Here is a 14,829-nt window from a genome sequence, read left to right on the forward strand (position 1 = left end):
GTCCTCTCCGTTCGCCAGCCGCCAGGAAATGTCTGACAAATTCCAGCACTCGCAGAAAGCCACGATTCTGGTTTGCCGTATTTCAGGAAATTGCTGTTTTGTCAGAAAAACTGCGGCAACTTCGCGGGAGTTAACGGATAGTTACTTTAGTTCGTGCTTTAATAAGGCAAAGTAAAAGAATCAAGCGATCAATATATCACCTAAGCTTCGAATTAAGCTTGCCGAAGCGGGCCTGCAATGGCGTCAATCGCCGGTATTTCTTCATTACGGTAGTAAAATGGCTCTGGCTCGAAAAGCCGCTCAAATGCGCGATATCGGCGATCGTCATGCCGCTTTCGGCAAGCAGCCGCTCGGCGAAGTCCAGCCGCAGATCAAGCACATATTGATGCGGCGGCACCCGGAACGTCCGGGAGAAAGCCCGCACGAAATGATAGGATGAAAGCCCGCAAACCGCCGCCATCTCTGCAAGCGCTATCTTGCGCGTAAAATTCTGATCCAGGAATTCCTGCACCTTGCGCGCGCTGTGGGCGGAAAGGCCGCCTTTCACGTTCAGCGCCGGCAGTCGCGCGGGACCGGGTCCGGACGCCGATCCCGGAGGGCCATCTTCAGACCGCATCTTTCGGTCCCTTGATATCTCGCAGATGCACTTCAACCCGAGACCGCCCTCCCCGTTCCCCCCAAAGACAATTCGTGATTGATCGAGCTGTTGCTGCATTGTCGCTCCGGTTCATTCGATCAGTCCGGCCAGATGGCGAATAATGCACAGGCTCCATGCTATTTCGAATGACTCCGGTAATGCCTGGGGCATAGTGGTGACGGACGTATTTTGGAAAACTCCGGAAGCCTTGTAGGAAATTCCGGTCTTGGATTATCGGACGGCAGGTGTTGCCACTTTGCCATCCCAGGCTTTCAGTTTCTGCCCGGCGCATATCCGGTCATGGTCGGTGTTCTGCCCCTGTATTTCTTCATGGTTGCGGCCAGATGACTCTGATCCGAAAACCCGGCGAGGTAGGCGATTTCGGCGATTGCTAGCTCGCCGTCAACGAGTAACTTTTCGGCGAAGTCCAGGCGCAGGTTGATCAGGTAGCGATGCGGCGGAATGCCGAACGTGCTGGCGAACCTTGCTATGAAATGATTGGAGGAAACCCCGGCGACCGACGCCAGTTCGGCGACCATGACCTTTCGCACGAAATTCTCGTCGAGGTACTCGCGCACGCGCCGAGCACCAGCGGCGGAGAGCCCGCCTTTGGCCGACGCCGCCGGCCGGCTGCGGCCGGTGTAGGTGCGCAGCAGATGGACGCCGAACACGGTGAGCGGCGAGTCCAGGTAGAGAGCGTTCGGCGGCAGCTTGCCGGTCAGCTCGGCGGTGATCATCTGGGGAATGGTGATCATCTGGGGAATATTGAGCGCCTTCAGGTCGACCTTGCCGAACGCAGGCGGTTCAAGTTCCACATCGGAACGATCGAATTCGTGCGCAGCCAACTCCGACAGTGCTTCGGGAGAGATGGAAACGACGGCGTTTTCCCTGGTCTGCGACAAGGTGAGGCTGCTGTCGACTCCAGCGGGATTGATGACAAGGCATCCGACCGGCGCATCGTATTCCGTGATCTTGTCGCTGCCGAGCGAGGCTCTGAATTTGCGTCCGGGCTTCAGCACGATGCCCGTGGAATGTTCCTTGGCCAGGAACGTCTGCGACCCGGGACCGCGGACGGAATGGATGACGCTGCCACGTGCGGTGGCTCTTCTGGGACCGGCACTTTCTGGAATGATGTCCAGGACATATCGGGCTACCCGATCGACGCCTCGGGAAACGCCGCTTTCCCGAGCTTCGCCCGCATTTTTCATTCGCGTCGCCTCAGCCGCCTTGCCGCCGCCTGAAATCCCCTTTGCCCGAACCCGGAACCAACGTAACGCAGGCGTCTCGGCTAGGGAAGAACTCCCATGCGCAAAGAAAAATTCTTATTCGCGAAAAGACAGAAAAAATGACCGACCGAAGAAGTTGACGAGCATTCCATTCCACGGGAACGGCAGGTGTTCGCCATGCCCGAGTTTCGTTTATCAGCCGTGGCGAGGCTTCCGAGAATCCATTGCTTCGTTTTTTTGGCACCGAAATCGGCGGCTAGGCAAGATGGGGCGCCGAGCCAACAGGTCACGAGCGGCGGCTACGGATCACCGCTACGCTTCTCGTACAGATCCCAGGTGAGTTCGACAAAGGCCAGGAGGACATCGTCCCGATTCCAGCCGGCCGCGACCGCCGCCTGGACGATTTCCTGGACGAAAGGCAGCAACTGGCCCTGGCACTGGACCGACATGTCGGCATCCCCCACGGGAGGCCCCTTGAAGTTGAATCTCATCATTCGGCGCTCCCCCCGCCTCCAATTAAAGTGTTACACCGCTAATTTCGTTCCCCCTGATATACAACAGATGTGGTACCAAAGTACAGGAAGCCCTGGACGACCAGGACGATGCCGGACCAGGCCATCTCTATGCTTTCCCTCGCGTTAAGTTGGTTTTCCCAGGCGGGAGTTCAGAGGAACTTCATCGGTTCAAACTCTGCCTGGGACTAGATCTCCCCACCCGGGTCGCGACCGCCACCCGGCGAATGCGCGGCATGAACCGGCCGCATTGCCTTCTGCAACCGCTCGCTGGATAGTCCCGGCAATGTTCGAGACCATTGCGACTCATTGGACCCAAATCCTGGCGATCATCTCGGCGGTCATGGCGACCGTCGGCATTGCCCATGCCGTCATGACCAAGGAGGATGTGCGCGCAGCCACCGGCTGGGTCGGCGTGATGGTGCTGTCACCGATCCTCGGCGTGCTGATCTATGCCGTCGCCGGCATCAACCGCATCCGTCGCGCCACGATCACCGCGCAGCGCCCGCTTGCCGGCGACGCGGTATCCTCCAAGCATGAGCGCGACATCGCCGCAGAAGAAGCCCTGATCGCCGAGCGCTACGGTCAGCGCTTCACCGGCCTGCGGACGCTGGGCGACAGGGTGGCGCGGCGCGCGCTCAACCCGGGCAACGCCATCGACGTGCTGGAGACCGGCGACGAGGCCTATGCCGCCATGTGCGCGGCGATCGATGGCGCCGAGCGCAGCGTCCTGCTCGAGACCTATATTTTCGACAATGACGCCGTCGGCCTGCTTTTCGTCGAATCGCTGGCCGGTGCCGTCGTGCGCGGCGTTACCGTTCGCGTGCTGATCGACGCCGTCGGTGCCCGTTACTCCGTTCCCAGCATCCTCGGCCATCTGCGCCGCGCCAACATCCCCGCCGATGTCTTCAACGGCAATATCGTCATGGGCCTGCGCCTGCCCTACGCCAATCTCAGAACCCATCGGAAGATCCTGGTGGTCGACGGCACGGTTGTCTTCACCGGCGGCATGAACATCCGCAAGGGATTTTCGGCTGAGTTCGCAGGCTCCAACAGCGCCAGGGACACGCATTTCAAGGTCACCGGACCTGTCGTCGCCGACCTGTTCTCGGTCGCTGCCGAAGACTGGCGCTTCGCCACCAACGAAGCGTTGAAGGGCGATGCCTGGCGAATTGCCCCGCTGTCGCCGGCCCCCGGCCAGCCGATGCTGGTGCGGGCGGTCGCATCCGGGCCGGATGCCAGCAACGAGACCAATCACAAGCTGCTGATCGGCGCCTTCTCGGTGGCGCGCAAGTCGATCCGTTTGATGTCGCCCTATTTCCTGCCGGACCGCGAACTGATCAGCGCCTTGATCACCGCCGCCCGGCGCGGCGTCGAGATCGATGTAGTGGTGCCGGCTGTCAACAATCTCTTCCTCGTCGACCGCGCCATGACCGCGCAATTCGACCAGATCCTGAAGAATTATTGCCGCATATGGCGCACGGAAGGCCCATTCGACCATTCCAAGCTGCTTTCGATCGACGGCGTGTGGGCCTATGTCGGCTCGTCCAACCTCGATGCCCGGTCGCTGCGGTTGAACTTCGAGATCGATCTGGAGGTCCTCGACGCAGGCTTTGCCCGCGAGATCGAAGCCCGGATCGGATCGGCGATCGAAGCGGCCGTTCCCGTCACGCTGGACTCCTTGCGGGCTCGGCCATTCATCATCCGGCTGTTCGATCGTATTCTGTGGCTGGGATCGCCCTATCTCTAGAACCCCTGGCTTTAATAGAAAGACGTGTTTGCCGAATAGTTTGACGTCGGTCATGGAACATAGACGCAAAGGCTCTATTTGAGGTGTGTGGTGAGAGCGGCTGAAATGGCGAACATGTGATGCGGATGAGCGGGCGTAGCCTCCCGGCGAGCATGCTTTTGACCATTCGCGACAGGCGGATGCGCAAGGCAAACGCGGCTGCGCACAAGGCGACCGCCGCCACTGGAACTTTGGTCGCCTCCTACAACGTCCACAAATGCATCGGCGTCGATCGCAAGTTCGATCCAGAGCGCACCAGCCGCGTCATTCGCGAAATCGACCCCGACGTGATCGCGCTACAAGAGGCGGACAACCGTTTCGGCGACCGTGATGGCCTGCTGGATCTGCCTCGCCTCGAGCGGGAAACCGGCCTGGTGCCGGTGCCGATTTCGGCCACCGGCAAGGGCCATGGCTGGCACGGCAATGTCCTCCTGTTCAAGAAGGGCGTCGTCCGCGACGTGCATCAGATCAGGCTTCCGGGCCTGGAGCCGCGCGGTGCGGTGGTGGCGGAGATCGAATTGAACGGGAGCGAGACGCTGCGCATTATCGCCGCCCATCTCGGCCTGCTGCGCCATTCGCGCTCGCAGCAGGCCCGTGTCGTGCTCGATCTCATGAGCAGCCCGGACGAAAAGCCGACCTTGCTGCTTGGCGACCTCAATGAATGGCGGCTCGGCAACCGCTCGGCGCTCAACACGCTGCACGCGACGTTCGGGCCGCAGCCACCGGCGGTTCCCACCTTCCCCTCGAACCTGCCGCTTTTGGCGCTCGACAGGATCATGACCAACCGGCACGGGATGATCGCAGCCGTGGAAGCGCACGACACGCCGCTTTCGCGCGTCGCCTCCGACCATCTCCCGCTCACGGCCTTCGTTCGCCTGTAGAACCGACTTGTCGTCCCGGCTTCGAAAAGCGCCGCGATTCATTTTGGAACGCTAATTCTCTCCGCGAGTTGATACGCACTGAACCACAGGAGGACGAGACGTGAAAAAGCTATTTCTGGCTTCCATGGTGGCATTGGCCGCCACAGCCGCAGTCATTGCGCCGACACAAGCCGCAAGCGTGATTATCCAATCCGACGATGGCAACCAATATTCATCGGACGATCAGTCCGACAACGGCCAGATCGTCGTTCGCCGCCATCACCGGCAGAATTACGACAACCAGTATGGCGACGACCAGAACGTGCAGTATGATGGCAACTACAATGGCGACTATCGACGCCACCACCGCCATCACCGCTGCCATATCGAACTGGTCAAGCACTGGCGCCACCACCACAAGGTGATCGAGCAGGTCCGCGTCTGCGGCTGATCTACCCATGAAATAAAAGCGCCGCGCCGTTTTCACAGGCGATCCAGCGGCAAGCGATAGTGCGGCATAGCCACGCTCCTTCAACCGGCGTGCTATGCCGCATTGCACAATTTCTCGGCCTTGCCCACAATGCAGGCATGGTCCGATCCTCCCTAGCCGTCCTGGTGATCGATGAAAATCGCATCCGCGCCTCGATCATCGAGGCCGGCCTGCGCGAGGCCGGCCATCAGCTTGTCACTGTCATCCATGACGTGACCGGCATTGCCCGGCGGATTGCTGAGATCGAACCCGACGTCATCGTCATCGATCTCGAAAACCCCAACCGCGATATGCTCGAAAACATGTTCCAGCTGTCGCGCGCCGTGAAGCGCCCGATCGCCATGTTCGTCGACCGCTCCGACCAGGCCTCGATCGAGGCCGCGGTCGATGCCGGCGTGTCCGCCTATGTCGTTGACGGTCTGCGGCAAGAGCGCGTCAAGCCGATCCTCGACATGGCGGTGAGCCGCTTCAATGCCTTCTCGCGCATGGCGCGCGAACTGGAAGAGGCGCGCAGTGAACTTGAGGGCCGCAAGGTCATCGATCGCGCCAAGGGCATTCTGATGAAGTCGCGCGGCCTCTCCGAAGAGGCCGCCTACACGCTGCTGCGCAAGACGGCGATGAACCAGAACCGCAAGATCAGCGACATCGCCCAGAGCCTGGTGACGGCGGCCGGGCTGCTGGGGCCGGCGGAGGACGAATGAGCATGAGGCACCAGATCACCGCCGGCTTCATGCCGCTTTTCGACAGCGCCGTGCTGGTCGCCGCCAGCGAGCTTGGTTTCGCCGCCCGCGAAGGCATTGGGCTGACGCTGCACCGCGAAACCTCCTGGGCCAACATCCGCGACCGCATCGCCATCGGCCACTTCGATCTCGCGCATATGCTGGGGCCCATGCCGCTCGCCTGCAATCTCGGGCTGACGCCGCTCGCTTCCGAGACCATCGTGCCGTTCTCGCTCGGGCTCGGCGGCAATTGCGTCACCGTCTCCAACGCTGTCTGGGCCGGCATGGCGGCGCATGGTGCCGAAGCCGATCTCGATCCCGCGCGCGCGGGCGCGGCACTGCGCGCATTTATTCGCGATCGGGCGGTCGCGGGCCGCGAACCGCTGCGCTTTGCCGTCGTGCATCCGCATTCCGGGCACAATTACGAACTGCGCTACTGGCTGGCCGCTTGCGGCATCGACCCAGACCGCAAAATCGAGATCGTCATTGTGCCGCCGCCCTTCATGGCCGATGCGCTGGCCACCGGGCGCATCGACGGCTACTGCGTCGGCGAGCCCTGGAACAGCGCCGCGGTCGCCGCCGGCACCGGCCATATCGTCACCGTCAAGGCGCAGATATGGCGCAACAGCCCGGAGAAGGTGATCGGCGTGCGCAAGGCCTGGGCCGACGAGAATCCCGAGGCGCTGGCGGCGCTGCTGCGCGCGCTGCACCATTCGGCGCGCTGGTGCCAGGATCCGGCCAACCACGCCGAATTGGCCGCGGTGATGGCGCAGCCCGGCTTCCTCGGCCAGCCGCCGGCGGTGCAGATGCCGATCCTGACCGGCCATCTGCAATTGGGCGGCGGGGCGGAGCGAGATATCGACGACTTCTTCCTGCCTTTCGACAAGGCGGCGAACTTTCCGTGGAAGAGCCATGCGCTGTGGTTCTACACCCAGATGGTGCGCTGGGGACATGTCGCCCACACGCCCGGCAATCTCGCCATAGCGCGCGACTGCTACCGGCCCGATCTCTACCGCTCGGCGCTTAAGCCGCTCGGTGTCGCGCTTCCCGGCGCCAACGCCAAGGTCGAGGGCGCGCTCAAGGCCGCAACCGCCGTCGGCGCGACCGGCGCCGGCCTGGTGCTCGGCCCGGACGGTTTCTTCGACGGCCAGATCTTCGATCCCGACGAGATCGACACCTACATAGCGAGCCAGAAATCGGTCCGCACGGAAGCCTGATCATTTCGGCGCCACTCTTGTGCATTGCACAAAAATTGTGCGCACAATGGTCCTCATGAACAATCTTTGGCCTGCTCGCCATGTAGCGCTGCACGCCCTCGACGGCCAAGAATCGCTGATTTCATTTATGTTTTTCCTTTCAATCTAAACTGGCACGGTTCCTGCATTGAAATAACCAGGCCCTTTATGGGTCACGGAACAGGCGTCCAATGGCGGGCGCCACAGGCAAAGCTGCCGCTCAGGTCAAAACGCGCTCCCGGTCTCTCGGGCGCGAAGACCTGGCCGGCGGCTTTTTTGTTTTCACGCAATCGGCGGCACCGATCCCAAGTGGTGCCAGGCGGAGACGACGATGACAGTACGGATCGGAACGGCCACGACGCTCAAGGATTTCACCCGCCGCGACTTTCTCGTCAGCAGCGCGCTGACTGCGGCGCTATTCACCGCCGCGCTCCTTTTATTTCCCGCCAGCGCCAAGACTGAAAGCAAGAACCTGGCCGCGGCGGGCTCGGTCTCGTTGCATGCATCGGTGCCGCGCCGCTGATCATTGACCCACAAAACATTCGCGGCGCCTCCCACGCCGCAAAACGGAGCCAGACAATGACCGCAAATCTCGCAGCCGCGCCCAGCCAGGACAGTGCTCCCCGGCAGGCGCTCGTGATGTCCACCATCGCCTTCACCGTCTGCTTCGCGGTGTGGACGATCTTCTCGATCATTGGCGTGCGCATAAAGCAGGAACTCGGGCTGAACGAGACCGAGTTCGGCCTGCTCGTCGGCACGCCGATCCTGACCGGCTCGCTCGTGCGCATGGTGCTCGGTGTCTGGACCGACCGCTATGGCGGACGGCTGGTCTACACCGCGACCATGCTTGCCGCCGCGGTCGCGACCTTCCTGCTGGCCTTTGCGCACAACTATGGGCAGATGCTGGTTGCCGCACTCGGCGTCGGACTCGCCGGCGGCTCTTTCGCCGTCGGCGTGTCCTATGTCTCGCGCTTCTTCCCCGCAGACAGGCAGGGCACGGCCCTCGGCATCTTCGGCGCCGGCAATGTTGGGGCCGCTGTAACCAAGTTCCTGGCGCCCTTCGTGCTGCTCTCCTGGGGCTGGCAGTCGGTGGCGCTGATCTGGGCCGCCGCGCTCGTCGTCATGGCCGCCATCTTCTGGTTCACCACCGGCGACGATCCGGTCATCCGCGAGCGCCGCGCCGGCAAGGCAGCACCGACCAGAAGCTTCTGGCAGGAATTCGCGCCTCTCAAGAACCTGCAGGTCTGGCGCTTCGCCTTCTACTATTTCTTCGCCTTCGGCGCGTTCGTTGCGCTGTCGCTGTGGCTGCCGCGTTACCTGATCGGCGTCTACGGCTTCGGCCTTGCGACCGCCGGCATGATCGGCGCCGCCTATTCGATTCCCGCGAGCGTCTTCCGCGCCTATGGCGGCGTGCTGTCCGACCGGATCGGCGCCCGCACCGTCCTCTACTGGACCTTCGTGGTCAGTGCCGTCGCGACTCTCGTTCTGTCTCTCCCCTCGGCAGATTACGTCGTGCGCGGCATTAGCGGTCCGATCGCCTTCCATTTCGAGATCGGCCCGCTCGCCTTCATCGCCGTCGCCTGCGTGCTCGGCTTCTTCATGAGCCTCGGCAAGGCCGCCGTCTACAAGCATATCCCCGCCTACTATCCGCAGAGCGTTGGGGCGGTCGGCGGCGTGGTCGGCATGATCGGTGGGCTCGGCGGCTTCATCCTGCCGATCGCCTTCGGCGCGCTGAACGACCTCACGGGCGTGTGGTCGAGCTGCTTCATGCTGCTCTTCGTCATCGTCGTCACAGGCTTTGCCTGGATGCACCTTTCCATCCGCAGGATGCAGCGCGCGGCTTCTGCCGAAGCGTCACCCCTTTCCTACGCGGCAGAGTGAGACCGGACATGACCGAGAAACTCGTCATCATCGGCAACGGCATGGCCCCCGGGCGCATGCTGGAGCATTTGCTGGAAAAGGCGCCCAGCCGCTACCAGGTCACCATCTTCAACGCCGAGCCGCGCGTGAACTACGACCGCATCATGCTGTCGCCGGTGCTGTCGGGCGAGAAGGATTATGAGGAGATCATCATCCACGGTGACGGCTGGTACATCAAGCACGGCATCACCCTCTACAAGGGCCACAAGATTGTCGCCATCGACCGGCAGGCGAAGACCGTCACCTCCGATCACGGTGTCACCGAACCTTACGATAAGCTCGTCATCGCCACCGGTTCGGTGCCCTTCATCATTCCGGTGCCCGGCCACAATCTGCCCGGCGTGCTGACCTATCGCGATCTCGACGACGTCCGCGCCATGATGCTCGCCGCGCAGTCGCGGGCCAAGGCCGTGGTTATCGGCGGCGGCCTGCTCGGCCTGGAGGCGGCGGCGGGTCTCAACGCACAGGGCATGGACGTCACCGTGTTGCATGTCATGCCGACGCTGATGGAGCGCCAGCTCGATCCGGCCGCCGGCTACCTCCTGCAGCGCGCGGTGGAACAACGCGGCATCAAGGTCATCACCAAGGCCAATACGCAGGCGATCACGGGCAATGGCAAGGTGGAGCAGGTGGAACTCTCCGACGGCACCATCATACCGGCGACGCTGGTGGTCATGGCCGTCGGCATAAGGCCGAATGCGGCGCTGGCGAAGGAGGCAGGCATCGCCGTCAACAGAGGCATCGTCGTCGATGCCGGCATGCGCAGCAACGACCCCGACATCTACGCGCTCGGCGAATGCGCCGAGGTCAACGGCATGGTCTACGGGCTGGTCGCACCGCTCTACGAAATGGCGCGCGTTGCGGCGAGCCAGCTTGCCGGCGACGAGACCGCTGCCTTCGTCCATTCGGACACGCCGACCAAGCTTAAGGTCACCGGCATCGAGCTGTTCTCGCTCGGCGACTTCGCCGATGGCGACGACCGCCAGGAGATCGTGCTGCGCGACGCCTCGGCCGGCGTCTACAAGCGGCTGGTGCTCAAGGACGACCGCATCATCGGCACCGTGCTCTATGGCGAGACGGCCGATGGCGCCTGGTTCAACGATCTCAAGAAGAAGCAGACCGATATTTCGCAAATGCGCGATACGTTGATCTTCGGCCAGTCATACCAGGGGGGTGCCCCGCTGGACCCTATGGCGGCCGTTGCAGCCTTGCCGGATGATGCGGAAATCTGCGGCTGCAACGGCGTTTGCAAGGGAAAGATCACCGGCGCGATCACGGCCAAGGGCCTGACCTCGCTCGACGATGTGCGCGCCCACACCAAGGCGTCGGCCTCCTGCGGCTCCTGCACCGGGCTGGTCGAGAAGCTGATGGTGCTGACCCTCGGCGACACCTACAACCCTGCGGCCGTGCAACCGATGTGCGGCTGCACCACGCTCGGCCACGACGAGGTGCGCCGGCTGATCAAGGCCAAGCACCTGAAGACCATTCCCGCCGTCATGCAGGAGCTGGAATGGAAGACCTCCTGCGGCTGCGCCAAATGCCGGCCGGCGCTCAACTACTATCTCGTCTGCGATTGGCCGGACGACTATGCCGACGACTACCAGTCGCGCTTCATCAATGAGCGGGTGCATGCCAACATCCAGAAGGACGGCACCTATTCGGTGGTGCCGCGCATGTGGGGCGGCGTCACCAATGCCGCCGAACTGCGCGCCATCGCCGATGTCGTCGACAAGTTCGAGATCCCGATGGTCAAGGTCACCGGCGGCCAGCGCATCGACATGCTGGGCATCCGCAAGGAAGATTTGCCGGCGGTGTGGGCCGATCTCGGCCAGGCCGGCTTCGTCTCCGGCCATGCCTATGCCAAGGGCCTGCGCACGGTGAAGACCTGCGTCGGCTCCGACTGGTGCCGCTTCGGCACGCAGGATTCGACGGGGCTGGGCATTCGCATCGAGAAATTCATGTGGGGGTCGTGGACCCCGGCCAAGGTCAAGATGGCGGTGTCCGGTTGTCCGAGGAACTGCGCCGAGGCGACTTGCAAGGATGTCGGCGTCATCTGCGTCGACTCAGGCTACGAGATTCATTTCGCCGGTGCCGCCGGCCTCGACATCAAGGGCACCGAAGTGCTCGGCCTTGTGAAGACAGAAGACGAGGCGCTGGAGCACATCGTGGCGCTGACGCAGATGTACCGTGAGCAAGGCCGATATCTCGAACGCATCTACAAATGGGCTAAACGCATCGGCATCCCCGAGATCAAGCGCCAGATCATGGACGACGATGCCAAGCGCAAAGCCTACTACGACCGCTTCGTCTTCAGCCAGAAATTCGCCCAGGTCGATCCATGGTCGGAACGCGTCTCCGGCAAGGACAAGCACGAATTCCGGCCGATGGCTTCGGTCGGGTTTGCGCAGGCGGCGGAGTGAGCCCAATGAACTGGATCGCCATCGGCTCCCTCTCCGACATCCCCCGCCGTGGTGCGCGCTGTGTCGCCACCCCGCAAGGCAAGGTCGCGGTCTTCCGCACCCAGGACGATCAGGTCTATGCCATCGACGACCATTGCCCGCACAAGGGCGGGCCGCTGAGCCAAGGCATCGTCCATGGCGCGGCGGTAACCTGCCCCTTGCACAATTGGGTGATCTCGCTGGAGACAGGCAAGGCGCTCGGCGCCGATGAGGGCGCGGTGCGCACCATCCCAGTCAAGGTCGAGGGCGAGCGCCTGTTCCTGGCGCTGGAAGCGCTGGCGAGCTGCGCCGCCTGACCATGGAGATCGACGCAGCACGCGAGGTGAGGACCACCTGCCCCTATTGCGGGGTGGGCTGCGGCGTGCTGGCGAAGGTCGCCGCGGACGGGCAAGTGTCCGTCCGCGGCGACCCCGATCATCCCGCGAATTTCGGCCGGCTCTGCTCCAAGGGCTCGGCACTGGCCGAGACCATCGGCCTCGACGGCAGGCTGCTTCATCCCGAAATCCACGGCCGCCGGACAGGCTGGAACGAGGCGCTCGACCACGTCGCTTCGACCTTCTCGCAAACCATCGCCGAGCACGGACCGGATGCGGTCGCCTTCTATGTCTCGGGTCAGCTGCTGACCGAGGATTACTACCTCGCCAACAAGCTGATGAAGGGTTTCGTCGGCTCGGCAAACATCGACACCAATTCGCGGTTGTGCATGGCCTCGTCCGTCGCCGGCCACCGCCGCGCCTTCGGCTCCGACACGGTGCCGGGAACCTATGAGGATCTGGAACGCGCCGACCTCATCGTGCTGGTCGGCTCCAACCTCGCCTGGTGCCACCCCGTGCTCTACCAGCGCATTGCCGCTGCCCGAGAAAAGCGGCCGGAGATGAAGATCGTGCTGGTCGATCCGCGCCGCACCATGACATCTGATATCGCCGACATGCATTTGGCGATCGCGCCCGATGGCGATGTCGCTCTGTTCACCGGCCTGCTAGCCTGGCTCGGCCAGCACAATGCACTCGACCGCGCCTATATCACGGCGCACACGACCGGCTTCGGGCAAGCTCTTTTCGCCGCATCGGCGCTCGATCTCACCAGTGTTGCCACAGCAACAGGCCTGAGCGAAGACGAACTTGGCCGTTTCTACAGCCTGTTCGCCGCGACCGCGAAGACGGTGACCGTCTACAGCCAGGGCGTGAACCAGTCGTCGTCCGGCACCGACAAGGTCAACGCCATCATCAACTGCCATCTCGCCACCGGCCGCATAGGCAAACCGGGAGCCGGCCCGTTCTCGGTGACCGGCCAGCCCAACGCCATGGGCGGCCGCGAGGTCGGTGGCATGGCCAACATGCTCGCCGCCCATATGGAGATCGAAAATCCCGAACACCGCGACCGCGTCCAGCGCTTCTGGAATGCGCCCGGCATCGCGCAAAAGCCCGGGCTGAAGGCCGTCGAGATGTTTCAAGGCGTGGCCGACGGGCGCATCAAGGCGCTGTGGGTCATGGCCACCAACCCGGTCGATTCGATGCCGGACGCGGACGCCGTCGAAGCAGCAATCAAGGCTTGCCCGTTCGTCGTGGTTTCGGATGTCCTGGCCAGCACCGACACAGTGCGTCACGCCCATGTCCGGCTGCCCGCCGCCGCCTGGGGCGAAAAGGACGGCACCGTCACCAACTCCGAGCGCCGCATCTCGCGCCAGCGGTCGTTTCTGTCGGCGCCCGGCGAGGCGAGGCCCGACTGGTGGATCATCGCGGAGGTGGCGCGGCGGATGGGTTTTGGCGAGGCGTTCGCGCACGAGACGCCGGCGGAGATCTTTGGCGAGCACGCCGCGCTGTCGGGGTTCGAGAATGATGGTGGGCGGGACTTCGATATTGGGGCTTATGCCGGAATTGATGCTGAGGGCTATGCAAGGCTGGCGCCGTTCCAATGGCCAGCGCCGAGCCCAGGAGGCGGCACGACAGAGCAGCACCCCACCCGTTTCTTCGCCAACGGCCATTTCTACACAGCCGACCGCAAAGCCCGCTTCATCGCCATCCGTCCCACCACGGAAACCCGCACCACCCCCGACTTCCCGCTCATCCTCAACACCGGCCGCATCCGCGACCATTGGCACACGATGACGCGCACCGGCAAAAGCCCGCGCCTGTCCCAGCACATCGCCGAGCCCTTTGTCGAAATCCATCCCCTGGACGCGCAGCACCACGGCATCGGCGACGCCGACATCGTGCGTATCTCCAGCCCGCGCGGCGACGTGCTGGTCCGCGCCCTGATCACGCCACGCCAGCGCCAAGGCAGCGTCTTCGCGCCGATGCACTGGACCGATCAGTTCGCGGCAAAAGGCCGGCTCGACGCATTGACCGCACCGCTCATCGATCCGGTCTCAGGCCAGCCGGCCCTGAAACATGTCGCGGCCCGCATCGAGAAATTTGCCGCAAAGGCCTTTGCGTTCGCCGTGATGCGCCGCCGTCCCGAGGCGATTGCCGCTGACTACTGGGCGGTTGCCAGGTGCCGGGGCGGATGGCGGGTTGAACTTGCCTTTGCCAACGACGACGCCGACTGGACAGCCTTCGCCGGCTCGCTCTTCGAGGCCCCCTCGGCCGAAATGCTCGCCTATCACGACCGCGACGCCGGCCAGCACCGCATCGCCGCCTTCGACGGTGAGCACCTCACGGGTGCTTTGTTCGTCGCCCGGGGCCCTGTCGCGGTATCGCGCGGCTGGGCGGCCGAACAGCTCGAAGAGGTCCACGCCAGCCAGCGCGAGCGCTTCAGGATCGTCGCCGGTCGTGCCGGTGCCGAACGGCCGGACGCGGGCGCGACCGTCTGCTCCTGTTTCAGCGTCGGAGCCAACCAGATCGTGGCGGCAGTGGCAGCCGGCTGCACCACCGTCGAAGCCATCGGCGGCGCGCTGAAGGCCGGCACCAATTGCGGCTCCTGCAGGTCGGAGATCCGCGCCCTCATCCAGGCGAGCCGCATTCAAGCGGCCGAGTGAGCCGC

At 63.4% G+C, this 14,829-nt stretch carries 13 protein-coding genes; 10 read left to right on the forward strand and 3 right to left on the reverse strand.

The window, feature by feature from the left end; genetic code table 11:
• Window positions 1–196 precede the first annotated feature (196 nt).
• The 3 genes from ACVILI_RS29680 to ACVILI_RS29690 all read right to left on the reverse strand — a co-directional run bounded on the left by ACVILI_RS29680 (window position 197) and on the right by ACVILI_RS29690 (window position 2,357).
• Window positions 197–715: a helix-turn-helix domain-containing protein gene (locus ACVILI_RS29680; protein WP_240564796.1), complete on the reverse strand. Its 519-nt coding sequence runs from the start codon at window positions 713–715 to the stop codon at window positions 197–199.
• A 194-nt stretch (window positions 716–909) separates the two neighbouring features.
• Window positions 910–1,845 (reverse strand): helix-turn-helix domain-containing protein, encoded by a 936-nt coding sequence (locus ACVILI_RS29685; RefSeq protein WP_457102711.1) that lies wholly within the window; start codon window positions 1,843–1,845, stop codon window positions 910–912.
• Between the two features lie 317 nt (window positions 1,846–2,162).
• Window positions 2,163–2,357, reverse strand: a complete 195-nt coding sequence (locus ACVILI_RS29690) for a hypothetical protein (RefSeq protein ID WP_038649219.1) — start codon at window positions 2,355–2,357, stop codon at window positions 2,163–2,165.
• A gap of 304 nt (window positions 2,358–2,661) precedes the next feature.
• Here ACVILI_RS29690 and ACVILI_RS29695 point away from each other — a divergent pair, with 304 nt between their 5' ends.
• The 10 genes from ACVILI_RS29695 (at window position 2,662) to ACVILI_RS29740 (ending at window position 14,824) form a co-directional block, all read left to right on the forward strand.
• Complete coding sequence (locus ACVILI_RS29695; RefSeq protein WP_038649222.1) at window positions 2,662–4,125, forward strand: phospholipase D-like domain-containing protein; 1,464 nt, start codon at window positions 2,662–2,664, stop codon at window positions 4,123–4,125.
• A gap of 119 nt (window positions 4,126–4,244) precedes the next feature.
• On the forward strand, window positions 4,245–5,045 hold the full coding sequence (locus ACVILI_RS29700) for an endonuclease/exonuclease/phosphatase family protein (protein WP_027047350.1): 801 nt from the start codon (window positions 4,245–4,247) through the stop codon (window positions 5,043–5,045).
• A gap of 100 nt (window positions 5,046–5,145) precedes the next feature.
• Window positions 5,146–5,475, forward strand: coding sequence for a hypothetical protein (locus tag ACVILI_RS29705; protein ID WP_038649225.1), 330 nt, complete (start codon window positions 5,146–5,148; stop codon window positions 5,473–5,475).
• Window positions 5,476–5,612: 137 nt separating this feature from the next.
• Complete coding sequence (locus ACVILI_RS29710; protein ID WP_027047351.1) at window positions 5,613–6,215, forward strand: ANTAR domain-containing response regulator; 603 nt, start codon at window positions 5,613–5,615, stop codon at window positions 6,213–6,215.
• On the forward strand, window positions 6,212–7,450 hold the full coding sequence (locus tag ACVILI_RS29715) for a CmpA/NrtA family ABC transporter substrate-binding protein (RefSeq protein ID WP_038649228.1): 1,239 nt from the start codon (window positions 6,212–6,214) through the stop codon (window positions 7,448–7,450). Before ACVILI_RS29710 ends, ACVILI_RS29715 begins: the two co-directional genes overlap by 4 nt.
• A 349-nt stretch (window positions 7,451–7,799) precedes the next feature.
• The gene (locus ACVILI_RS29720; protein WP_038649231.1) at window positions 7,800–7,991 is read left to right on the forward strand and encodes a twin-arginine translocation signal domain-containing protein; all 192 of its coding nucleotides are present in this window, start codon (window positions 7,800–7,802) and stop codon (window positions 7,989–7,991) included.
• Window positions 7,992–8,047: 56 nt separating this feature from the next.
• Entirely contained in the window at window positions 8,048–9,349 is a 1,302-nt protein-coding gene (locus tag ACVILI_RS29725) for an MFS transporter (RefSeq protein ID WP_240564797.1), read from the forward strand.
• Window positions 9,350–9,357: 8 nt separating this feature from the next.
• A complete protein-coding gene (nirB, locus tag ACVILI_RS29730) occupies window positions 9,358–11,808 on the forward strand; it encodes a nitrite reductase large subunit NirB (protein WP_038649237.1) in 2,451 nt (816 codons plus the stop codon).
• 5 nt (window positions 11,809–11,813) lie between these two features.
• Entirely contained in the window at window positions 11,814–12,143 is a 330-nt protein-coding gene (nirD, locus tag ACVILI_RS29735; protein ID WP_019860900.1) for a nitrite reductase small subunit NirD, read from the forward strand.
• 2 nt (window positions 12,144–12,145) lie between these two features.
• On the forward strand, window positions 12,146–14,824 hold the full coding sequence (locus ACVILI_RS29740; protein WP_038649240.1) for a nitrate reductase: 2,679 nt from the start codon (window positions 12,146–12,148) through the stop codon (window positions 14,822–14,824).
• Window positions 14,825–14,829 lie beyond the last annotated feature (5 nt).

It is taken from the genome of Mesorhizobium sp. USDA 4775 (assembly GCF_054062655.1).

Coding starts and splice junctions, on each gene's coding strand:
- ACVILI_RS29680 (WP_240564796.1), bottom strand. CDS start 715: ATGCAGCAACAGCTCGATCAATCACGAATTGTCTTTGGGGGGAACGGG.
- ACVILI_RS29685 (WP_457102711.1), bottom strand. CDS start 1,845: ATGAAAAATGCGGGCGAAGCTCGGGAAAGCGGCGTTTCCCGAGGCGTC.
- ACVILI_RS29690 (WP_038649219.1), bottom strand. CDS start 2,357: ATGATGAGATTCAACTTCAAGGGGCCTCCCGTGGGGGATGCCGACATG.
- ACVILI_RS29695 (WP_038649222.1), top strand. CDS start 2,662: ATGTTCGAGACCATTGCGACTCATTGGACCCAAATCCTGGCGATCATC.
- ACVILI_RS29700 (WP_027047350.1), top strand. CDS start 4,245: ATGCGGATGAGCGGGCGTAGCCTCCCGGCGAGCATGCTTTTGACCATT.
- ACVILI_RS29710 (WP_027047351.1), top strand. CDS start 5,613: ATGGTCCGATCCTCCCTAGCCGTCCTGGTGATCGATGAAAATCGCATC.
- ACVILI_RS29715 (WP_038649228.1), top strand. CDS start 6,212: ATGAGCATGAGGCACCAGATCACCGCCGGCTTCATGCCGCTTTTCGAC.
- ACVILI_RS29720 (WP_038649231.1), top strand. CDS start 7,800: ATGACAGTACGGATCGGAACGGCCACGACGCTCAAGGATTTCACCCGC.
- ACVILI_RS29725 (WP_240564797.1), top strand. CDS start 8,048: ATGACCGCAAATCTCGCAGCCGCGCCCAGCCAGGACAGTGCTCCCCGG.
- nirB (WP_038649237.1), top strand. CDS start 9,358: ATGACCGAGAAACTCGTCATCATCGGCAACGGCATGGCCCCCGGGCGC.
- nirD (WP_019860900.1), top strand. CDS start 11,814: ATGAACTGGATCGCCATCGGCTCCCTCTCCGACATCCCCCGCCGTGGT.
- ACVILI_RS29740 (WP_038649240.1), top strand. CDS start 12,146: ATGGAGATCGACGCAGCACGCGAGGTGAGGACCACCTGCCCCTATTGC.